This is a genomic window from Phycicoccus sp. M110.8 (assembly GCF_032464895.1).
Classification (GTDB): domain Bacteria; phylum Actinomycetota; class Actinomycetes; order Actinomycetales; family Dermatophilaceae; genus Pedococcus.
In genome coordinates this window covers 141,858-161,410 of sequence record NZ_JAWDIC010000002.1, presented here as the reverse complement: position 1 = coordinate 161,410, position 19,553 = coordinate 141,858, and the positions used below count along the sequence as shown (strand labels likewise).

Annotated in this window: 20 protein-coding genes and 1 tRNA gene; 15 read left to right on the top strand and 6 right to left on the bottom strand. The window is 73.9% G+C overall.

The genetic code is table 11. From position 1 onward, the window contains the following. Positions 1-50: 50 nt before the first annotated feature. Positions 51-1,418 carry a transaminase gene (locus RKE38_RS12250; RefSeq protein ID WP_316007769.1) on the bottom strand — a complete coding sequence of 456 codons (1,368 nt, stop codon included), beginning with the start codon at positions 1,416-1,418 and terminating at the stop codon, positions 51-53. A gap of 178 nt (positions 1,419-1,596) precedes the next feature. Between RKE38_RS12250 and RKE38_RS12245 the strand changes: the two genes are divergently transcribed. The 6 genes from RKE38_RS12245 to proB all read left to right on the top strand — a co-directional run bounded on the left by RKE38_RS12245 (position 1,597) and on the right by proB (position 9,165). Next, positions 1,597-2,349, top strand: a complete 753-nt coding sequence (locus RKE38_RS12245; RefSeq protein WP_316007768.1) for a TIGR03936 family radical SAM-associated protein — start codon at positions 1,597-1,599, stop codon at positions 2,347-2,349. A 174-nt stretch (positions 2,350-2,523) separates the two neighbouring features. Beyond that, positions 2,524-5,547 (top strand): Rne/Rng family ribonuclease, encoded by a 3,024-nt coding sequence (locus RKE38_RS12240; RefSeq protein ID WP_316007767.1) that lies wholly within the window; start codon positions 2,524-2,526, stop codon positions 5,545-5,547. A 212-nt stretch (positions 5,548-5,759) separates the two neighbouring features. After that, a complete protein-coding gene (rplU, locus tag RKE38_RS12235) occupies positions 5,760-6,068 on the top strand; it encodes a 50S ribosomal protein L21 (protein ID WP_316007766.1) in 309 nt (102 codons plus the stop codon). Between the two features lie 43 nt (positions 6,069-6,111). After that, complete coding sequence (gene rpmA / locus RKE38_RS12230) at positions 6,112-6,381, top strand: 50S ribosomal protein L27 (RefSeq protein ID WP_310155650.1); 270 nt, start codon at positions 6,112-6,114, stop codon at positions 6,379-6,381. A 130-nt stretch (positions 6,382-6,511) separates the two neighbouring features. Continuing rightward, positions 6,512-8,041, top strand: a complete 1,530-nt coding sequence (obgE, locus tag RKE38_RS12225) for a GTPase ObgE (RefSeq protein WP_316007765.1) — start codon at positions 6,512-6,514, stop codon at positions 8,039-8,041. Then, complete coding sequence (gene proB / locus RKE38_RS12220; RefSeq protein ID WP_316007764.1) at positions 8,038-9,165, top strand: glutamate 5-kinase; 1,128 nt, start codon at positions 8,038-8,040, stop codon at positions 9,163-9,165. Before obgE ends, proB begins: the two co-directional genes overlap by 4 nt. Positions 9,166-9,169: 4 nt before the next feature. Here the strand turns inward: proB and RKE38_RS12215 are convergent, their stop codons facing one another. Continuing rightward, a complete protein-coding gene (locus RKE38_RS12215) occupies positions 9,170-9,544 on the bottom strand; it encodes a hypothetical protein (protein WP_316007763.1) in 375 nt (124 codons plus the stop codon). A 64-nt stretch (positions 9,545-9,608) separates the two neighbouring features. Then, entirely contained in the window at positions 9,609-10,460 is an 852-nt protein-coding gene (gene pdxY, locus RKE38_RS12210) for a pyridoxal kinase PdxY (RefSeq protein ID WP_316007762.1), read from the bottom strand. Positions 10,461-10,813: 353 nt separating this feature from the next. Here pdxY and RKE38_RS12205 point away from each other — a divergent pair, with 353 nt between their 5' ends. Both RKE38_RS12205 and RKE38_RS12200 read left to right on the top strand, forming a co-directional pair. After that, the gene (locus RKE38_RS12205) at positions 10,814-12,094 is read left to right on the top strand and encodes a glutamate-5-semialdehyde dehydrogenase (RefSeq protein ID WP_316007761.1); all 1,281 of its coding nucleotides are present in this window, start codon (positions 10,814-10,816) and stop codon (positions 12,092-12,094) included. A 27-nt stretch (positions 12,095-12,121) separates the two neighbouring features. Continuing rightward, a complete protein-coding gene (locus RKE38_RS12200; protein ID WP_316007760.1) occupies positions 12,122-12,817 on the top strand; it encodes a class I SAM-dependent methyltransferase in 696 nt (231 codons plus the stop codon). Here the strand turns inward: RKE38_RS12200 and RKE38_RS12195 are convergent. Beyond that, complete coding sequence (locus RKE38_RS12195) at positions 12,771-13,892, bottom strand: glycosyltransferase family 2 protein (RefSeq protein ID WP_316007759.1); 1,122 nt, start codon at positions 13,890-13,892, stop codon at positions 12,771-12,773. The genes RKE38_RS12200 and RKE38_RS12195 overlap by 47 nt on opposite strands. 672 nt (positions 13,893-14,564) lie before the next feature. On the opposite strand from RKE38_RS12195, the gene RKE38_RS12190 reads away from it, so the two are divergent. From RKE38_RS12190 to RKE38_RS12170, 5 genes are all read left to right on the top strand, one after another. Beyond that, positions 14,565-14,762, top strand: a complete 198-nt coding sequence (locus tag RKE38_RS12190) for a hypothetical protein (RefSeq protein WP_316007758.1) — start codon at positions 14,565-14,567, stop codon at positions 14,760-14,762. Positions 14,763-14,764: 2 nt separating this feature from the next. After that, entirely contained in the window at positions 14,765-15,373 is a 609-nt protein-coding gene (gene nadD / locus RKE38_RS12185; protein ID WP_310155676.1) for a nicotinate-nucleotide adenylyltransferase, read from the top strand. Positions 15,374-15,380: 7 nt separating this feature from the next. Further along, positions 15,381-15,755, top strand: coding sequence for a ribosome silencing factor (gene rsfS, locus RKE38_RS12180; protein ID WP_316007757.1), 375 nt, complete (start codon positions 15,381-15,383; stop codon positions 15,753-15,755). Continuing rightward, entirely contained in the window at positions 15,752-16,369 is a 618-nt protein-coding gene (locus RKE38_RS12175; RefSeq protein WP_316007756.1) for a histidine phosphatase family protein, read from the top strand. The genes rsfS and RKE38_RS12175 overlap by 4 nt, the downstream gene beginning before the upstream one ends. A gap of 76 nt (positions 16,370-16,445) precedes the next feature. Beyond that, positions 16,446-16,518: transfer RNA gene (locus tag RKE38_RS12170), tRNA-Ala, on the top strand. A 207-nt stretch (positions 16,519-16,725) separates the two neighbouring features. Here RKE38_RS12170 and RKE38_RS12165 read toward each other — a convergent pair. Beyond that, positions 16,726-17,202 (bottom strand): GNAT family N-acetyltransferase, encoded by a 477-nt coding sequence (locus RKE38_RS12165; protein WP_316007755.1) that lies wholly within the window; start codon positions 17,200-17,202, stop codon positions 16,726-16,728. Positions 17,203-17,277: 75 nt separating this feature from the next. Here RKE38_RS12165 and RKE38_RS12160 point away from each other — a divergent pair, with 75 nt between their 5' ends. Beyond that, positions 17,278-18,111, top strand: a complete 834-nt coding sequence (locus RKE38_RS12160; protein ID WP_316007754.1) for a DUF2071 domain-containing protein — start codon at positions 17,278-17,280, stop codon at positions 18,109-18,111. Between the two features lie 10 nt (positions 18,112-18,121). Further along, positions 18,122-18,835 (top strand): SGNH/GDSL hydrolase family protein, encoded by a 714-nt coding sequence (locus RKE38_RS12155; RefSeq protein WP_316007753.1) that lies wholly within the window; start codon positions 18,122-18,124, stop codon positions 18,833-18,835. A gap of 4 nt (positions 18,836-18,839) precedes the next feature. Here the strand turns inward: RKE38_RS12155 and RKE38_RS12150 are convergent, their stop codons facing one another. Then, positions 18,840-19,532 carry a maleylpyruvate isomerase N-terminal domain-containing protein gene (locus tag RKE38_RS12150; protein ID WP_316007752.1) on the bottom strand — a complete coding sequence of 231 codons (693 nt, stop codon included), beginning with the start codon at positions 19,530-19,532 and terminating at the stop codon, positions 18,840-18,842. Between the last annotated feature and the right edge of the window lie 21 nt (positions 19,533-19,553).

Here is a 19,553-nt window from a genome sequence, read left to right as displayed (position 1 = left end):
CGCCGTGCCCGACCAGGGCGGCGGCGGCCCCCGGTGGGCGCTGGGGCGCCTCAGCCGTAGAGCGCGCCCACCACCTCGCGGAAGACCTCGGTGTGCCGGTCGACGTCCTCCCGGCTCGTCTCCGGGCACATCAGGGCCATGTTGTGGAAGGGCGTCATGAGGATCCCGCGGTTGCACATCGCGAGGTGCAGGTACGCGTCGAGCCCGTCGTCCGCGGCGGCGGCAGACTCCTCGCCGGTCCGGGGCGCGGGGCGGGCGAAGCGGTACTCCGCCCGGGCGCCGAGCTGGCTGATGCTCCACGGCACGTCGAGGTCGTCGAGGGTCTGCTGCACCCCGGCCGTGAACGCCGTGGCGAGCCCGGTCATGTGCGCGAAGGCGTCCTCGGTGAGCACCTCGCCGAGGGTGGCCCGCATCGCGGCGATCGACAGGGCGTTGCCGGCCAGCGTGCCGCCGACGCCGCCGACGTCGACGATGTCCGCGTCCCCGGCCTCCGTGTGGCGGGTCACCGCCGCCGCCACGTCGGCGCTGATGCCATAGGCGCCGCAGGGGATGCCGCCGCCGATGGACTTGCCGATGACGAAGATGTCCGGCTGCAGGCCCCACTCCCGGGTCGCGCCGCCCCAGCCCGCGGAGAAGGTGTGGGTCTCGTCGATCATGAGCAGTGAGCCGTACCTCGTGGCGAGCTCGCGCAGGCCCTCCAGGAACCCCGGCTCCGGGAGCACGATCCCGATGTTGGTCAGGGCGGGCTCGGTGAGGATCGCCGCGACGTCCCCGTGCGCCAGCTCGCGCTCGACCGACTCGAGGTCGTTCCACGTCGCGGCCCGGGTGGTGAGGTCGAGCGGCACGGGCGGGGCGACGTTGCCCGGACGGCTCTGCGCCTTGCCCTCGGGCCCCGGCAGGGCGAACGCCTCGTCCACCGACCCGTGGTAGCAGTACGCGAAGACGAGCACCTTGGGCCGGCCGGTGGCCAGCCGGGCCAGGCGGATGGCCCAGCGGTTGGCGTCGGTGGCCGACAGGGTGAAGCTCCACGACGGCATACCGAACCGGCGGGTGAGCTCGGCGCCCACGTCCTGGGCCTCCGCCGTCGGCAGCATCGTCGTGATCCCGCCGAGCTCGCCCATCCGGCGCTGCACCGCGGCGACCGTCGCCGCGGGGGAGTGCCCCGCCATCGCGCCGGTGTCGCCGAGCGCGAAGTCGACGTAGGTGTGCCCGTCGACGTCCGTCACCCGGTTGCCGGCGGCCCGGTCGAGGTAGAGCGGGAACCCACCGGACCACATGTTCATCCACGTCATCGGCACGCGGCCGAAGAGGTTGTCCGCCTGCGCGAACAGTGCCCGGCTGCGCGGGTGGGAGTCGGTGTATGCCGCCTGCTCGGCCTCGAGCAGCGCGGCCAGTCGGGTGCGGTCCAGGGTCGCCATGGCCGCAGGCTAGTGTGACGATGTCGGCGGCGAAAGGGTCGTCTCGCCATCGATCCCGCCGCTCCATTGCGCGAATCGCCACGAAATTCGCAGCACAACGCTCATGGCCCAGCGCGTCCCGTCGCCACGGTGCGCCCCGGGCGCGCGCCCGGGCCGGCACCTCCTAGGCTTGTCCGCCATGGCACGGCAGCGCGTCCCCGAGGGACCACCCCCCGTCCCGGCGGTCCAGAAGCTGCGCGTGCGGTACGCCAAGCGGGGGCGGCTGCGGTTCTCCTCGACGCGCGACTTCCAGCGCGCCCTGGAGCGGGCCCTGCGGCGGGCGGGCGTGCCGATGGCGTTCTCCGCGGGGTTCCACCCGCACCCGAAGATCAGCTACGCGAACGCGGCGCCCACCGGGACGGCCAGCGAGGCGGAGTACTTCGAGATCTCGGTGACCGAGCGGGTCGACCCCGAGTCGCTGCGGGCTGCGCTCGACGAGGCGCTGCCCGACGGGCTCGACGTGCTGGAGGTGGTCGAGGCCGCGCCGGGCGCGCTCGCGGACCGGCTGCAGGCCAGCGACTGGGTGCTCGAGTTCCGCGACGTGCCGAAGGAGGAGCTGCAGCGCGCGGCCGACACCTTCCTCGCGCAGGAGCGGGTCGAGGTCACCCGGATGTTCAAGACGGGCCCGAAGACCTTCGACGTGCGCTCTGCCGTCGTGTCGCTGGGCGCAACCACTTCGGAGCGTCCCGACTGTGCGATACTGCGGGTGGTCGTACGGCACACCACACCAGCCGTACGCCCCGACGACGTCCTGACCGCGCTGCGCGCAGTGACAGAGCTTTCGCCACCGGCACCACCCCTGGTGACCCGGTTGGCGCAGGGCCCGCTGCGCACCGCAACCGCGAGGGTGGCTGATCCCTTGGCTGCCGACCTGGACGGCGACGGCGCCTGACCCGGTGCCGCGCGGCCTGCGCGAGCTGGAGACGGCGTAGCCAAACCGACTTCCGTGTCGGGGCAAACCCGCCACCGGCACGAGGCATGACCGCGCACCACGCGGCCGTGCGCAGGGTCCGCCCGCGGGCCCTGGGTGTGGCCACGGCCCGTGGGTGACGGAAGGACGCCTCCCATGGCTTCCACGGACGACCAGACCACCACCACCTCCACCACCGAGGGCGCGCCGTCCGGCGCCGCCGAGGCGGCCCCGGCCGCCCCGGCCCGGCGCCCCCGTCGGGCCACGAAGAAGGCCGCCGCTCCCGCGCCGGCAGCACCACCGGCCGAGGTCGCCGCAGGGGACGCGGCGTCCGCCGAGGGTGCCGACGCCGGTGCTCCCGCCGAGGCGGCTGCTGGCGAGGTGACGGCGAAGAAGGCCGCCAAGCGTGCGCCGCGCAAGAGCGCGAAGAAGGCGGCGAAGGCCCCCGCCGCCGAGCCGACCGAGCCTGCCGCCGAGGCGACCGAGGCGACCGAGGCGACCGAGGCCCCTGCGCCGGCCACGAAGGCCGCCAAGCGAGCGCCGCGCAAGAGCGCGAAGAAGGCCGCGGCCGTGGCCGAGCCCGTCGCCGAACCTGTCGCCCCGACCGCTCAGGAGGACGAGGAGGAGGCCCTGGCGGCGGCCCGTGCCGAGGAGGCGCGGCTGGCCGAGGGGGCTGCCCAGCCCGACACGACGTCGGCGGCGACCGTCCCGAGCTTCGGCGTCCTGTTCCAGGCGCCCGACCCCGAGGCGGTCAAGCCCGCACGCAAGCGGGCCACCCGCAAGCGCGCCACGGCGCCTGCCCAGGAGGTCGAGCCCGCGGCGCAGCCTGCTGCGGCTCCCGCCGAGGCCGACCACGCTCCCGCGGACGACGAGGCGGTCGAGGCCGCGGCACCGGTCGAGACCGGCGAGTCCGCCGAGCCCGCGGAGTCGGGCGAGGGCACCGGTGGGCGCCGGCGCCGTCGCCGCGGCGGCAAGGGCCGCGGCCGCGGACGGGGTTCGGACTCCGACGCCCGCGACGAGGCGCAGGGCGCCGAGGAGGGTGGCTCCGACGACGCCGAGCAGGCCGAGGGCAACGGGCCGGCCGAGGACTCCGGCGAGGGTGAGGGCAGCGCGAGCAGCCGCCGCCGCCGGCGCCGTCGCCGCAGCGGCTCCGCCACGGACGGGGAGGACCCGCCCGGCACGGTGACCAAGGTGCGCGAGCCGCGCCGCGACGAGCCGCAGAGCGTCAAGGGCTCGACCCGCCTGGAGGCCAAGAAGCAGCGCCGCCGCGAGGGGCGCGAGGCCGGCCGCCGTCGCACGATCATCACCGAGGCCGAGTTCCTGGCCCGCCGCGAGAGCGTCGACCGGGTCATGGTCGTGCGCGAGCGCGACGGCAAGACCCAGATCGGGGTGCTGGAGGACGAGGTGCTCGTCGAGCACTACGTCTCCCGCGAGACCAACGCGTCGATGGCCGGGAACGTCTACCTCGGCCGGGTGCAGAACGTCCTGCCCTCGATGGAGGCGGCGTTCGTCGACATCGGCAAGGGCCGCAACGCCGTCCTCTACGCCGGCGAGGTCAACTGGGACGCCGCGGGCCTGGAGAACAACCAGCCCAAGCGCATCGAGAACGCCCTCAAGTCCGGCGACACGGTCCTCGTGCAGGTCACCAAGGACCCGATCGGCCACAAGGGCGCCCGCCTCACGAGCCAGATCAGCCTGCCCGGGCGGTACCTCGTCTACGTGCCCGAGGGCTCGATGACCGGCATCTCCCGCAAGCTGCCCGACACCGAGCGCGCGCGCCTCAAGGGCATCCTCAAGGAGGTCGTCCCGGACAGCGCCGGCGTCATCGTCCGGACCGCGGCCGAGGGTGCGAGCGAGGAGGAGCTGCGCGCGGACGTCGAGCGGCTCACCAAGACCTGGGAGAAGATCAAGGCCAAGGCCGACTCCAAGGGCAAGGCCAAGGGCGGCGCCCCGGCGCTCGTCCACGGCGAGCCGGACCTCACCGTGCGGGTCATCCGCGACGTCTTCAACGAGGACTTCGGCAAGCTCGTCGTCGCCGGCGACCGGGCCTGGGAGGAGGTCAGCGAGTACATCGGTGACGTCGCCCCCGACCTCGCCGAGCGGCTGGAGAAGTGGACCGGCACCGAGGACCTGTTCACCCGGTACCGCGTCGACGAGCAGATCGCCAAGGCGATGGACCGCAAGGTCTGGCTGCCGTCCGGCGGCTCGCTGGTCATCGACCGCACCGAGGCCATGACCGTCGTCGACGTCAACACCGGCAAGTTCGTCGGCTCGGGCGGCAACCTCGAGGAGACGGTCACCAAGAACAACATCGAGGCGGCCGAGGAGATCGTCCGCCAGCTCCGGCTGCGCGACATCGGCGGCATCATCGTCATCGACTTCATCGACATGGTGCTGGAGTCCAACCGCGACCTCGTCGTGCGCCGCCTGCTGGAGTGCCTCGGGCGCGACCGCACCAAGCACCAGGTCGCCGAGGTCACCTCGCTGGGCCTGGTCCAGATGACCCGCAAGCGGGTCGGGTCCGGCCTCATCGAGGTCTTCTCCGAGACCTGTGACCACTGCGGGGGCCGCGGGATCATCGTCCACGACCACCCCGTGGAGAAGTCGTCGGGCGGCGACCAGGGCGGTTCCGGCGGTTCGCGCGGCTCCGGTGCCGAGCGCTCCTCGTCCACGAACGGCAGCAGCCGGGGCCGGCGTGGACGCTCCGGCTCCGGCTCCGGCTCCGGCTCGGGCTCGAACGCCGCGCCCGCCGAGCAGCAGCAGCCTGCGCACCACGGCGGCCCGACTCCTGCCCAGATCGCGGCCGCGGCGCACGCCGCCGCGCTGAAGTCCTCCGAGGCGCACCCGTTCGGGACCGGCGAGCTGGCCGACGAGGCGCCGGCGCAGGACGAGCCCGTGGTCGAGGTGCACGAGACCCCCGACCAGGAGCCGGTCGAGCGGGCCTCGGCTGCCCCGGAGACCGCCCGCCACGAGACCGCCCAGCCGGAGAACGCCCAGCGGGAGAACGTCGAGACCGAGACCGCCCAGCCCGAGCCGGCCCGCCCGGCAGCGGCGGCCGCGCCGACCGCAGCGCCCCGCCGCCGCAAGCGCGGTCGGGTCGTGGCCCCCGCCGGGCCGCCGCGCCCGGCCGCCTCGGCGGCCGACGAGGCCCCCGCGGAGCCGGCGCCGGACGCGTCCTGAGCCCGGCGGCATACCCGCAGGTCGTCCTTCGGGAATGCCGGCCGGCAGCCGGTTTGGTCGGGGGACCGCCCACCCGGTAATCTTGTGCCTCGGTGCGCCCACCGTCCGGCGTCCGCAACCAGAGCCCCGTCCTCGGGGTTCCTGCACGCGGGTCGCTGCCGGCCGGTCCAGACAGAGAGCGCGTGCCTCCCGAAGTAGGAAGAGAGTTACCCGTGTACGCGATCGTTCGCGCAGGTGGCCGTCAGGAGAAGGTCTCCGTCGGTGATGTGCTCATCATCGACAAGGTCTCCGGCAAGCCCGGCGACAGCATTGCCCTGACCCCGCTCCTGGTCGTCGACGGCTCGACCGTGACCAGCGACGCCGACAAGCTCGCCAAGGTCTCCGTCAAGGCCGAGGTGGTCAAGCCCGCCAAGGGCCCCAAGATCACGATCATGAAGTACAAGAACAAGACCGGCTACAAGAAGCGTCAGGGCCACCGTCAGCACCTGACCCAGGTCAAGATCACCGCGATCGACGCCTGAGCCGCGGCGACCGACACAGACTTCCAGAAGGCAGGAACCTGACATGGCACACAAGAAGGGTGCGTCCTCGACCCGCAACGGTCGCGACTCGAACGCACAGCGACTCGGCGTCAAGCGCTTCGGCGGCCAGCTCGTCAACGCCGGCGAGATCATCGTCCGCCAGCGTGGCACCCACTTCCACCCCGGTGACGGCGTCGGCCGCGGCAGTGACGACACCCTCTTCGCGCTCGTCGCGGGCAACGTGGAGTTCGGCACCAAGCGTCGCCGCCGCGTCGTCAACATCGTCCCGGTGGAGACCGCGGACGCCAGCTGACCTCGGTATGCCGGGTGCCCACCACCCGGCGCACCGCACCGGAGGGGGCGGGCCCGACACGGGCCCGCCCCCTCCGCACGTCCCCTCCTAGACTCGGGGACGCCACGACCAGACCAGGAAGAAGAGCCCCATGACCACGTTCGTCGACCGCGTCGTGCTGCACGTCGCCGCGGGCGACGGTGGCCACGGCGTCGCCTCGGTCAAGCGCGAGAAGTTCAAGCCCCTCGGGGGTCCCGACGGCGGCAACGGCGGCCGCGGGGGAGACGTGGTGCTGCGGGTGGACCCGCAGGCGACCACGCTGCTCGACTACCACCACCACCCCCACCGCAAGGCCGACAACGGCCGTCCCGGCGCCGGTGACGAGCGCAACGGCGCCGACGGCGGGGACCTGGTGCTGCCGGTGCCGGAGGGCACCGTCGTGACGGACGGCTCCGGCGAGGTCCTCGCCGACCTGGTCGGCCCCGATGCGTCCTTCGTGGTCGCCCGCGGCGGCCGTGGCGGCCTGGGCAACAAGGCGCTGGCGTCGCCTCGGCGCAAGGCCCCCGGCTTCGCCCTCCTCGGGGAGCCGGGCGAGGTCCTCGACATCGTGCTCGAGCTCAAGTCGCTCGCCGACGTCGCCCTCATCGGCTTCCCGTCCGCGGGCAAGTCCTCGCTCGTGTCGGTGCTCTCGGCCGCCCGGCCCAAGATCGCGGACTACCCGTTCACGACCCTCGTGCCCAACCTCGGCGTCGTGCAGGCGGGGGAGCAGCGCTTCACCGTCGCCGACGTGCCCGGCCTCATCCCGGGTGCGAGCCAGGGCAAGGGGCTCGGGCTGGAGTTCCTGCGCCACGTGGAGCGGTGCTCGGTCCTCGTCCACGTGATCGACTGCGCCACGCTCGAGCCCGGCCGCGACCCGATGACCGACCTCGACGTGATCGAGGAGGAGCTCGCGCAGTACGTGCCCGACCAGACCCTCGGTGGGCGACCGCTGTCCGAGCGCACGCGCATCGTCGTGCTCAACAAGGCCGACGTCCCCGACGCGCGGGAGCTGGCCGAGCTGGTCCGCCCCGACCTCGAGGCGCGTGGCCTGGAGGTGTTCGTCGTGTCCGCCGTGGCGCACACCGGCCTGCGCGAGCTGACCTTCGCCATGGCCCGCCACGTCGCCGCCGCCCGCAAGGAGATCGAGGAGGCGGCCGCCGTGCCGCAGCGGATCGTCCTGCGCCCGAAGGCGGTCGACGACAGCGGCTTCCGCGTCGTGCGCGAGCAGACCGCGGACGGCGAGGTCTTCCGGATCGAGGGCGAGCGCCCCACCCGGTGGGTGCGCCAGACCGACTTCAGCAACGACGAGGCCGTCGGGTACCTCGCCGACCGGCTCGGCCGACTCGGGGTCGAGGAGGCGCTGTTCAAGGCCGGCGCCGTCGCCGGCGCGACCGTGCTCATCGGCCCGGCGGACAACGCCGTCGTCTTCGACTGGGAGCCCACCATGGCGGCCGGTGCCGAGCTGCTCGGCGCCCGCGGCACCGACCTGCGCCTCGAGGAGTCCGCGCGCCCCACCCGCGGCGACAAGCGCGAGCAGTATGCCGCGCGCAAGGCGGCGAAGTCCGCCGCGCGGGACGAGCTCGCGGCCGAGCGCCGGGCCGGCCACTGGGCGACCGCCCGGGACGAGGACGACGAGGAATGAGCCGGGTCGACCACCGGCGCGTCGTGCCGCAGGCGCGCCGGCTCGTGGTCAAGATCGGCTCGTCCTCGCTGACCGACCCTGCCGGCGGCTCCCTCGACGAGGAGCGCCTCGTCGCCCTCGTCGACATCCTCGCCGCCCGCCGCCTGGCCGGGCAGCAGGTCGTCCTCGTCTCCTCCGGCGCGATCGCGGCCGGGATCGCGCCGCTCGGGCTGGTCCGCCGCCCCCGGGACCTCGCCACACAGCAGGCGGCGGCGAGCGTGGGGCAGGGGGCCCTCGTCGCGGCATACCAGCGCGCCTTCGGTGCCCACGGGCTCACCGTGGGACAGGTGCTCCTCACCGTCGACGACGTGACCCGCCGCACCCACTTCACCAACGCCAAGCGCACCCTCGACCGGCTGCTCGAGCTCGGCATCGTCCCCATCGTCAACGAGAACGACACGGTGGCCACCCAGGAGATCCGGTTCGGCGACAACGACCGGCTGGCTGCCCTGGTGGCCCACCTCGTGCAGGCCGACGGGCTGCTGCTGCTCACCGACGTCGACGCGCTCTACGACGGGCCGCCGAGCTCCCCGGGCGCCCAGCGGGTCCCTGCGGTCGTCGGTGGCCGGGGGCTGGAGGACCTCACCATCGGCGGCACCGGCTCGTCCGTCGGCAGCGGCGGGATGGTCACCAAGGTCGAGGCCGCCACCATCGCCAACGCCGCCGGCATCACGACGGTCCTGACCAGCGCGGCCCAGGCCGCGCACGCCCTCGAGGGGAAGGACGTCGGCACCGTCTTCGCCCCGGGCGGCGGCTCGCGGCACACCTCGCGCCGGCTCTGGCTCGCGCACGCGACGACACCCCGCGGACGGCTGCTGCTCGACGCCGGCGCGGTCCGGGCGATCACCGAGCACCGCAGGTCGCTGCTTCCGGCGGGCATCTCCGCCGTCGAGGGCACGTTCGTGGACGGTGACCCGGTGGACCTCTGCACGCTCGAGGGCGAGCCCGTGGCGCGGGGGCTGGTGAACTACACCTCCGCCGAGCTGCCGGGGATGCTGGGCCGCTCCACCCACGCGCTCGCCAAGGACCTCGGGCCGGGGTACGAGCGCGAGGTCGTCCACCGCGACGACCTCGTGGTGCTCTGATCCGTCAGCGGGTGGGCGGCGTCGTCTCGCGCGGCTGCAGGACGATCTCGCCGGTCGCGCCGTCGACGACCGCGCGGCTGCCGAGCGGCTCCTCGAGCGTGACGGAGGCCGTGCGCAGCTGGGCCATGGCCGGGCACGCGACCTCGCCGGGCGGAGCGGCGTGCGGGTACTCACGGACCCGGATGTACACGCGGTCGACGGTCTCGCTGGCCTGCGCGCGGTAGTCGGCGCCGCACGGGCCCGCCCGGTCCGGGACGCCGCTGAAGGACACGACCACCTGCCGTCCCTGCACCCGGTAGGAGTCGAAGGGCTGGAGCCGGCTCGTCGCGTCCGGGGCCGGCGAGCCGCCGGAGCAGGCCGCCAGCACAACCGCGGCCACGGCTGCGCCCACCGCAGTGGCTGCGGTCCGGGGCGCGCTCCGAGCGGTCACCGCGCGTGTCCCCTCAGCGGACCTGCGCGACCTCGAACTGCAGGCGCGGGTTGGCGATCGCGTCCTGGGACTGCACGAGCTGCAGCTCGCGCTCGCCGGACTCCAGCGTCGTGCTGAGCAGGTCGAAGACGCTGCTCGCGGTCCGGGCCAGCGCGACGGCAGGGTCCCCCGTCTCGAGCAGGTGGGCGGTGAACAGCGCCGCGGTCACGTCGCCGGAACCGTTGGCCTTCATCGGCAGCCGGGGCGTCTGGACCACCCAGGCGCCGTCCTCGGTGACAGCCATCATCTCGATCGTGTCCGCCGGGGCGTCCGGGCGCTCCACGCTCGTGACGAGCACTGTCGAGGGCCCCATGTCCCGGGCGAGGTCGACCGAGGCCAGGGTCTCCTCGGTCGTCCTGGGCTCGGTCCCGGTGAGGAAGCCGAGCTCGAACTGGTTGGGCGTGATGAGGTCGGCCCGCGGGACGACCTTCTCGCGCAGCAGGACCGGGATGGCCGGGTGCACGAAGCAGCCGCTCTTCGCGTTGCCCATGACGGGGTCGCACGCGTAGATGGCGTCCGGGTTGGCCGCCTTGACCCGGCCGACCGCCTCGAGGATGACGTCCCCGATGTCCTCGCCGCCCTGGTAGCCCGAGAGCACCGCGTCCACCGCCGGGAACGCGCCGCGCTCCTCGACACCCCGGATCACGGCGCGGACGTCGTCGGCCGGCAGGAGCGGCCCACGCCACTCGCCGTAGCCGGTGTGGTTGGAGAAGTGCACGGTGTGCACGGGCCACACCTCGACGCCGAGCCGCTGGAGCGGGAAGACGGCCGCGGAGTTGCCGACGTGGCCGTAGGCGACCGAGGACTGGATCGACAGGATGCTCACCGAGCCATTCAACCAGCCGTCGCGGGCCCGGGTCGGTCTCGGGGAGCTCCACGGCACGGGGGAACTCTGCGTTGCCCCGGGTGGTGGGGCAGCGCACAGTGCGCGGCTGACGGTGACGTCGGGACGTCGGGACATCGGCCGGGAGGGGTGCGGCGCCGACTCTGCGTTGCCCCGGGTGGTGGGGCAGCGCAGAGTGCGCGGCTGGCGGTGACGTCGGGACGTCGGGACATCGGCCGGGAGGGGTGTGGCGCCGACTCTGCGTTGCCCCGGGTGGTGGGGCAGCGCAGAGCGGTGCGCGGGCGCGCGGGTGGACGCGGACGCCGGACGCGCGGCACGCGGCATACGCTGGGGGCATGGCCGAGATCGACCCCACCGCCGTCGAGCAGGTGGCGACGGCCGCGCGCGCCGCCCGTGCGGCGTCGCGGCGCCTCGCGCTCCTCTCCCGTGCCGACAAGGACGCCGCGCTGCACGCGATGGCCGACGCGCTCGAGACCGCCGCGGCCGACGTCGTGGCAGCGAACGCGGAGGACCTCGCCCGCGGCCGGGACGCGGGCATGGCGCAGGGCCTGCTCGACCGGCTCGGGCTCGACGAGGCGCGCGTCCACGGCGTCGCCGGGGCGGTGCGCGACGTTGCCGCGCTGCCGGACCCCGTGGGGGAGGTCGTGCGCGGCTCGACCCTCGCGAACGGGCTGCAGATCCGCCAGGTCCGCGTGCCGATGGGTGTCGTCGGCATGGTCTACGAGGCGCGCCCCAACGTCACCGTCGACGCCGCCGGCCTCGGGCTCAAGTCCGGGAACGCCGTGATCCTGCGCGGCGGCTCGGCAGCCGAGTCGACGAACCGGGCGCTCGTGGCGGTGATGCGCGGGGCCCTCGAGGCGCGGGGCCTGCCCGCCGACGCCGTGACCCTGCTCGAGGGCGGCCGTGACGCCGTCCGGGCCCTGCTCACCGCCCGCGGCCTCGTGGACCTCATCATCCCGCGCGGCGGCGCCGGCCTGATCCAGACCGTCGTCACCGAGTCGACCGTGCCGGTCATCGAGACCGGTGTCGGGAACGTCCACGTCTACGTCGACGCGGCGGCCGACCTCGACAAGGCGCTCGCGATCACCGTCAACGCCAAGACCCACCGTCCCAGCGTCTGCAACGCGGCCGAGACCCTGCTCGTGCACGAGGCCGTGGCGGCAGACTTCCTGCCCAAGGTGCTCGCCGAGCTGTCGGGCGCGGGCGTGGTGCTGCACACCGACGACGCGGCGGGCGCGGCAGCCGACACCGCCGGCGTCCCGCACACCGACGCCACCGAGGCGGACTGGGACACCGAGTACCTCGCGCTCGAGATGGCGGTACGCGTCGTGCCGGACCTCGATGCCGCGATGGAGCACATCCGGGCGCACGGGTCGGGCCACACCGAGGCCATCGTGACCGAGGACCGTGCGGCAGCCCGGCGGTTCACTGCCGAGGTTGACGCGGCGGCCGTCATGGTGAACGCCTCGACCCGGTTCACCGACGGGGGAGAGTTCGGGTTCGGCGCCGAGATCGGCATCTCGACCCAGAAGCTGCACGCCCGGGGCCCGATGGCCCTCCCCGAGCTGACGACGACCAAGTGGATCGTCGAGGGCGACGGGCAGGTGCGGGCCTGAGCGCCGTCGATGGCAGGATGACCCGCCATGGAAGGCACTGAGGTCCGCAAGCTCGCGGCGCTCGAGGACACCCACTGGTGGTACCGCGAGCGGCGGCACCTGCTCGGCCGGATGATCGACGGCGTCACCCCCGGCCGGGCGCTGGACATCGGTGCGGCGGGCGGTGGCAACACCCGCGTCCTGCGGTCGGCAGGCTGGTCGGTCGCGGCACTGGAGTACGGCGCCGACGGTGCGCAGGTCGCGGCCGAGCGCGGCCTGGCGGTGCTGCGGGCGGACGCCACGGCGCTGCCCGTCGCCGACGGCTCGCTCGACCTCGTCGTCGCCTTCGACGTCCTCGAGCACATCCTCGACCACGACGCGGCGGTGCAGGAGGTGCACCGGGTGCTGGCACCCGGCGGCCGCTTCCTCGTCGCCGTGCCGGCCGACCCCAACCTGTGGTCCGAGCACGACGTCGCCGTCGACCACGTCCGGCGGTACACCCGGACCACCCTGCGCGGCGTGCTGGAGCGGGGTGGCTTCGAGGTGACGTCGATGACGTCGTGGAACGTCCTGCTGCGACCCGTGGTGGCCCTGCGCCGCCGGACCTCCAGCGGCTCGGACCTCGAGGAGATCCACCCGGTGGTGAACGCCGGGCTGCGCGCGGTCGTCGCGGTCGAGCGCTACCTGCCGGTGAAGGCTATGCCCGGGGTGACCCTGATGGTCGAGGCTCGTCGACGCGGCTGAGCGGGGCGTGCGGGTCGGTCCCGCCGAGCGGGTCGGTCCCGCCGAGCGGGTCGGTCCCGGCGAGCGGATCGGACCCGGCGAGATGGTCGGCGCCGGCGAGCGGGTCGTCCTGGCCGGGGCGCGCGGGGGCGGGGCGCCGGTCGGGGCCGGTGAGGGAGTCGTGGGCGATGTAGTACGCGGGGCGTCCCTGCAGCTGTGCGTACATCCGGCCGACGTACTCGCCGAGGATCCCCACGCAGACCAGCTGCACGGCGCCGACCCCGGCCACGGCGACCACGGTCGACGTCCAGCCCGGGACGGTCTGACCGACCGCCATCGCCACGAGGGCGTAGGCCAGCAGGACGAACGCACCGAGGCCGCCGAGCAGCCCCAACCAGGTGGCGGCCCGCAGGGGCGCGGTCGAGAATCCGGTGACACTGTCGAGGGAGAGCCGCACCATCTTCGACAACGGGTACTTCGAGCGGCCGGCAGCGCGCTCGTCGCGGCGGTAGGTGACGGAGGCCGAGGGGAAGCCCAGCGCCGGCACGACGAACCGCAGCACCCGGTGGTGCTCGGGCAGGGCGTTGACCGCGTCCACGGTCGCACGTGACATCAGGCGGTAGTCGCCCGCGTCGACCTGCGCGTGGGTGCCGGACAGGGTGCGGATCAGGCGGTAGAAGGCGCGGGCGCTCAGCCGCTTGAACGCCGAGTCGGTGGAGCGGTCGCTGCGCACGCCGTAGACGACGTCCACGCCCTCGGACACCGCGAGGGTGAGCATCTCCGAGATCACCTCGGGCGGGTCCTGCAGGTCGGCGTCGAGGGTAACGACGTAGTCGCCCCGGGCGCTGGCCAGCCCGGCCGAGATGGCTGCCTGGTGGCCGGCGTTGGCGCGCAGCCGCACGATCCGCAGCTGTGGCCAGTCGCGCGCGAACCGCTGCAGCACCGCGGGGGACAGGTCGGTGGAGCCGTCGTCGACGGTGAGCACCTCGTACGGCGTGCCGAGGCCGTCGGCCACCGGCCGCAGGCGCTGCACGAGCAGCGGCAGGACGTCCTCCTCGTTGTACACGGGGACGACGATGCTCAGGGCGGGTGCCATGGCACACAGGGTACGGGGGTGCTGCAGCAGCCGGGCGGATGCCGCGGCAACACGGCGAAGGCCCCTCGAAGTATGAGTTCGAGGGGCCTTCTGGCGGGGGCTCCCGTCGCGCCGAGGCGCTGGGGGACCTCCGTGGTGCGGCGTCACGACCGGCGGACCGGTCGGGCGCTGTGCACCGGTCGATCGCCCACGACCTGCCGGAGCGGGTCCTGTCCACTGCGACGGTGGCGCCTGCCGCGGCCGGCGGACCGGCCCACGTCGGGCGTTGCGATCTGGTCGGCGGGTCCGGAGTTCCTCCGTGGCGTCGCCCACGGACCCAGCACCCGAAGGAGCTGGGACCCCGTCCGGGCGGACCCGGTCGGGGCGGTCCACCGTTATCCGGCCGACCTGTGCTCCTGCCGGCGGATCCTCCCGGGTTCCCCCGTTCCGACCCTCCGACCGGAGCGCGTGAGAGATTTCTAGTGGCGCGATCCCTTGTGCTGCAAGGGCTTTCGCAAAAGATTTCTCGTCCACCGGTTGCCCACAGCGTTGTCCACACGAACCGGTGCGTACCGGACGGGTTGTGCACATCCCTGTGCACACAATCGGTGGACAACCTCCACCCCCGTGGACGGGGTCGTGTGGTACGGGTGCGGAGCGGGGGAAGTCGCCGCCGACCGGTAGGCTGGGCCCATGACGTCGTCTCTTTCGAACCTCCTCACGGCCGCCGAGGAGAACACCCGCGAGCTGCCCATGCCTCCCGAGGTGTTCGGCGCCATCGCGTTCGTCGGGTTCATGCTGCTCCTCGGGGTGCTGTGGTCCTTCCGTGGCACCGCCCAGAAGCTCTCCGGGCAGCACCTGCCGCACGACCACAGCGGCGGCTCGCACTGACCATGCGCCTCGGTGTGATGGGTGGCACCTTCGACCCCATCCACCACGGGCACCTCGTGGCCGCGTCCGAGGTCCAGTCCCGCTTCGGCCTCGACGAGGTCGTGTTCGTGCCGACCGGCCAGCCCTGGCAGAAGGACGACCGCAAGGTCAGCGTCGCCGAGCACCGCTACCTCATGACCGTCGTCGCGACGGCCTCGAACCCGCGGTTCACCGTGAGCCGGGTCGACATCGACCGGCCCGGGCCGACGTACACCATCGACACCCTGCGCGACCTGCACGGCGAGCGACCCGAGGCCGAGCTGTTCTTCATCACCGGCGCGGACGCCCTGGCGCAGATCCTGTCGTGGAAGGACGCCGACGAGCTGTTCGAGCTCGCGCACTTCGTCGGCGTCACCCGGCCCGGGTACGTCCTGTCGGAGTCGGGGCTGCCGCGTGACCGGGTGACCCTGCAGGAGGTGCCCGCGATGGCGATCAGCTCGACCGACTGCCGTACGCGCGTCGAACGGTCCGAGCCCGTCTGGTACCTCGTGCCCGACGGCGTGGTCCAGTACATCAACAAATACCGCTTGTATGCCGCCAACCCGCGTCCCGCGGGCACGGCACGGACGTAGGAGAGCAGTGCCCGCCACCGACCGATCCCTCGAGCTCGCCAAGACCGCGGCCCTGGCCGCGGACGACAAGCTCGCCACCACCGTCGTCGGCCTCGACGTCAGCGAGCAGCTGGCGCTGACCGACGTCTTCGTCATCGTCTCCGGGTCCAGCGAGCGGCAGGTCGGCTCGATCGTCGACGAGGTCGAGGACAAGCTGCGGGAGGCCGGCGCGAAGCCCATCCGCCGCGAGGGCGAGCGCGACGGCCGCTGGGTCCTCCTGGACTTCGGTGACATCGTCGTGCACGTCCAGCACGACGACGAGCGCGAGTTCTACGAGCTCGAGCGGCTCTGGAAGGACTGCCCCGAGGTGGACCTCGGCGTGCCGAAGCGCCGCGACGCGTGAGCCCGGCGAACGGGCGCCGGGTCGTCGTCGTCCGCCACGGCGAGACCGACCACAACGCCGGCGGCGTGTGGCAGGGGCAGCTCGACACACCCCTGTCCGAGCGCGGCATCGAGCAGGCACGTGCCGCCGGTGCGGCCCTCGCGGCATACCGGCCCACGCGCGTCGTCGCGTCGGACCTGGACCGCGCCACGGTCACGGCGAGGCACATCGCCGAGGCCGCCGGCCTCGAGGTCGCCCTGGACCCGCGCTGGCGCGAGATCCACGTCGGGCAGTGGCAGGGCATGCACACCACCCAGGTGCGGGCGGAGTATGCCGAGCTGCTCGAGCAGATGGACCTCGAGGACGTGCGCCGCGGGGTCGACGGCGAGACGCTCGCCGAGGTCGGGGACCGTGCGGGGTCGGCCCTGCGCGAGGTGCTCGACGGGCTCGGCGAGGGGGAGTGCGTCGTCGTCGTGGCGCACGGCGTCTCGAGCCGGGCGGCCGTCGCAGAGGTCCTCGGGATCGACCAGCACGTGGCCACGCACGCCCTCGCCACCCTGGGCAACTGCCACTGGGCCGAGCTCGCGCAGACCCGCACCGGGTGGTCGCTGGCAGCGTGGAACGCCCACGCCTGAGCCGATTTGGATGCTCGCGCGGGCCGTGGGTAGACTTCCGCAGTCGCCTCCGGGGGACACCCACTCGGGGCGACTCGGGGCTGTGGCGCAGTTGGTAGCGCACTTCCATGGCATGGAAGGGGTCAGGGGTTCGAATCCCCTCAGCTCCACAACACAGAAGAAGGACCGGACACGCTTTTCGTCCGGTCCTTCTTCTGTGTTGCGGGACGACGCGCGGGGATTCGGGAGGAGCCCCTCGACGTGAAGCGCCCCCACGCGACGGCTCCCCTCAGCTCCACCGGCGAGCAGCGAGCGAGGAGCCGTGGGCGACGAGCCGGGCCTGCCAGGGCCCGCCTCGCGCGGGCCCCAGCGGCGCCTCAGCCCAGGGGGAGCCGGTAGCCGAGCCAGGTCGAGTGCTCCGCGCCGGTCGCGTCGTACAGCCGCTGGGCGACCCGGTTGTCGGGAGCCGTCTCCCAGGCCAGCGCCACGCAACCCCGCTCGCGCGCGATGGCGGCGCACGCCTCGAGCAGCGCCCGACCGACGCCCTCCCCGCGGACGGCCCCGGCGACGAACAGGTCCTCCATGACGCCGAGGCGGCTGCCCGTCGTGGTGTCCCAGCTCCACAGGACCGTCGCGTACCCGACGAGCGTGCCGGTGCCGGTCTCGGTGCCGGTGCCGGTGTCGGTGCGCGCGAGCAGCTGCAGGCCGTCCGGGGAGTCCCCGCAGAAGGCCTCGGCCATCCGCAGGAGGTCCTCGTCGTGCGCCGAGGCGCGGTAGAAGGTGCTGTACCCCCGCAGGAGGGGGAACAGTGCGGGCAGGTCGGCGACGGTCGACCGCCGGATCGCGATTCCCATGGTGGCGACCGTAGCGGCGCAGCGTGACCCCGGGCTCCGTCTGCGGTGTCCGGCAGCGTGGGGCAGGCTGCGGACATGACCTCCTCGGCGGTGCCGGCTCCCGCTCCCATGCCGGCCCAGGGGCCACCCCTGCGTGGCAGGCCGCTCATGAGCCAGCGGTGGCGGGACATCACCTTCGTGCACTGGCGCGTGGACCCTTCCCGGCTGGAGCCCTTCCTCCCGCCGGGCGTCAGCCCCGACGTCCACGACGACTCGGCCTGGGTGGGGCTCATCCCCTTCCGCATGGTCGACGCCGCGGTGGGGCGGGGGAGGCCGGTGCCGTGGCTGGGCACCTTCCTCGAGACCAACGTCCGCGTCTACTCGCGCGATGCGTCCGGCCGCCGCGGGGTGGTGTTCCTGTCCCTGGACGCCGAGCGCCTGCCCGTCGTCGTGGGCGCGCGGTTGTTCTTCGGGACTCCCTACGAGTGGGCCCGTATGCGGTCCTCCCCCCGGGAGGTGCCGGCCGACCCTGCAGGTGCCGAGGTGGCGTACACGCTGCGTCGCCACCGGGCACCGTGGGCCCGCGCCACCCGCGCAGGGCGCGGTGCGGCGGGCGACCGGAGCGGGACCGGGCGTGGACCGGCCGTCACGAGCTCGATGCGCGTGCGGGTCGGGGAACCGCTCACCGAGCCGGGCGACCTCGACCTCTTCCTCACCGCGCGGTTCGGGCTGCACACCACGGTGGCGCGGCGGACCCTGTGGGTCCCGAACACCCACGCCCCGTGGCCGCTGCACCGGGCCGAGCTGCTGCGGCTGGACGACCGGTGCGTGGCGGCGGCGGGTCTGCAGGACGTGGTGTCGCGCGCTCCCGACAGCGTGCTGTACTCGCCCGGGGTCGAGACGACCTTCGGCTGGCCGGTGCGCGTGTGAGCATGGGCCGGTGAGCACCGCGTTCGAGTACGACAACCTCAGCCTGCGGCCTGCGGGGCCGTTCCTCACCGCGCTGTCGTGGGCGCTCCCCGGAGTACGCGAGGTGCGGGCGCAGACCGTGCCGTACGCCGCCTTCTGGCGCGAGTCCAACGCCGCGGCGCTCGAGCAGCGGGGCCCGCTGTGGGTGGCACTGGGGGACTCGATGACCCAGGGCATCGGGGCGAGCGCGCCGGACCGCGGCTACGTCGGGCAGCTGCGCGACGACCTCGCCACTGCCGGCCGCCCGCACCGCCTGGTCAACCTCGCCGTGACCGGCGCCCGCGTCCACGACCTCGTGGTGCACCAGCTGCCCGCCCTCGAGGAACTGGTCGCCCGCGGCGAGGTCCCGGACCTGCTGACCGTCGTGATCGGCTCGAACGACGTCATCGCCCCGCGCCACCGCGCCGGCCTGGCGGAGCGGTTCGAGGCGATGCTCGACCGCCTGCCGCGGGGAGCCGTCGTGGCCAACCTGCCCAACCCCCAGTCGGAGGCGCGTCGCGTCTGCGCCGTGCTGCGCGACCGCGCCGCCCGGGGGGACCTCGTGGTCGCCGACATCCGGGCCCACGGGCCCCGGTCCTGGCGCGGGCGCCTGGCAGCGGACAAGTTCCACCCCAACGACGCGGGGTATGCCGGGATGGCCCACGTCTTCGACGTCGCCCTGGGGTTGCCCGGGCGACGCGCCTGACCGCTCAGTCCCCGGAGCTGTCGCGCACCCCAGGGTCGTCGCGCACCCCACGGTCGTCGCGCACCCCATAGGTGTCGCGCACGGAGGAGTCCCACCTCCACGACGTGCCGCGCGTCTCCTCCGTCCGGCCGGTGGCGGCCAGCAGGTCGTTCCACGGGTCGTCGGTGCGCCGGGCGTCCGGGAACACCCGGTTGAGGACGCGCTCGGCGATTCCGGCGTCGACCGCGAACGGGATGTCGTGGGCGGTCAGCACGTCCCAGGCGTGGACGGCCCCCTCCACGATGCCGATCGCGGCGAAGCCCGAGGCGTCGGGGTGGCCGAACGGGTGGTAGCCCACGTGCCCCTCCGGAGCCGTCGCCGTCACGGCCACGAGGAGGCCGCCCGTCGCGTCGACCCCGCGCACGATGGCCGCCGTCCCCCCGGCCGGGTCCGGCCAGCAGAACATCGGTGGGCTGCCCTCGCGCCAGGGCGGTGGCTCGAGGAACGGCACGTAGTCGTCCGTGTGGACCTCCCTGCTCGAGAGGTTCAGGGCGTAGAAGGTGAAGTCGTCCATGAGGTGGGTCGCGGTGTCGCGGCAGTCCCAGTCGAGCTGGTGCGCCGGGCGCTCCCACCCGTCGTCGGGGACCTTGGCGAACCCGGCCATGATGCCGTCGACGACGGCGCGCAGGTCCTCGGGCGTGGACACGTCTCGGCTCATCCCGCGACCCTAGGCCCCGGG

What these genes read in the sequence shown, in the direction of transcription:
- RKE38_RS12250 (WP_316007769.1), bottom strand. Translation starts at nt 1,418, where the DNA reads ATGGCGACCCTGGACCGCACCCGACTGGCCGCGCTGCTCGAGGCCGAG.
- RKE38_RS12245 (WP_316007768.1), top strand. Translation starts at nt 1,597, where the DNA reads ATGGCACGGCAGCGCGTCCCCGAGGGACCACCCCCCGTCCCGGCGGTC.
- RKE38_RS12240 (WP_316007767.1), top strand. Translation starts at nt 2,524, where the DNA reads ATGGCTTCCACGGACGACCAGACCACCACCACCTCCACCACCGAGGGC.
- rpmA (WP_310155650.1), top strand. Translation starts at nt 6,112, where the DNA reads ATGGCACACAAGAAGGGTGCGTCCTCGACCCGCAACGGTCGCGACTCG.
- obgE (WP_316007765.1), top strand. Translation starts at nt 6,512, where the DNA reads ATGACCACGTTCGTCGACCGCGTCGTGCTGCACGTCGCCGCGGGCGAC.
- proB (WP_316007764.1), top strand. Translation starts at nt 8,038, where the DNA reads ATGAGCCGGGTCGACCACCGGCGCGTCGTGCCGCAGGCGCGCCGGCTC.
- RKE38_RS12205 (WP_316007761.1), top strand. Translation starts at nt 10,814, where the DNA reads ATGGCCGAGATCGACCCCACCGCCGTCGAGCAGGTGGCGACGGCCGCG.
- RKE38_RS12200 (WP_316007760.1), top strand. Translation starts at nt 12,122, where the DNA reads ATGGAAGGCACTGAGGTCCGCAAGCTCGCGGCGCTCGAGGACACCCAC.
- RKE38_RS12195 (WP_316007759.1), bottom strand. Translation starts at nt 13,892, where the DNA reads ATGGCACCCGCCCTGAGCATCGTCGTCCCCGTGTACAACGAGGAGGAC.
- RKE38_RS12190 (WP_316007758.1), top strand. Translation starts at nt 14,565, where the DNA reads ATGACGTCGTCTCTTTCGAACCTCCTCACGGCCGCCGAGGAGAACACC.
- nadD (WP_310155676.1), top strand. Translation starts at nt 14,765, where the DNA reads ATGCGCCTCGGTGTGATGGGTGGCACCTTCGACCCCATCCACCACGGG.
- RKE38_RS12165 (WP_316007755.1), bottom strand. Translation starts at nt 17,202, where the DNA reads ATGGGAATCGCGATCCGGCGGTCGACCGTCGCCGACCTGCCCGCACTG.
- RKE38_RS12160 (WP_316007754.1), top strand. Translation starts at nt 17,278, where the DNA reads ATGACCTCCTCGGCGGTGCCGGCTCCCGCTCCCATGCCGGCCCAGGGG.
- RKE38_RS12150 (WP_316007752.1), bottom strand. Translation starts at nt 19,532, where the DNA reads ATGAGCCGAGACGTGTCCACGCCCGAGGACCTGCGCGCCGTCGTCGAC.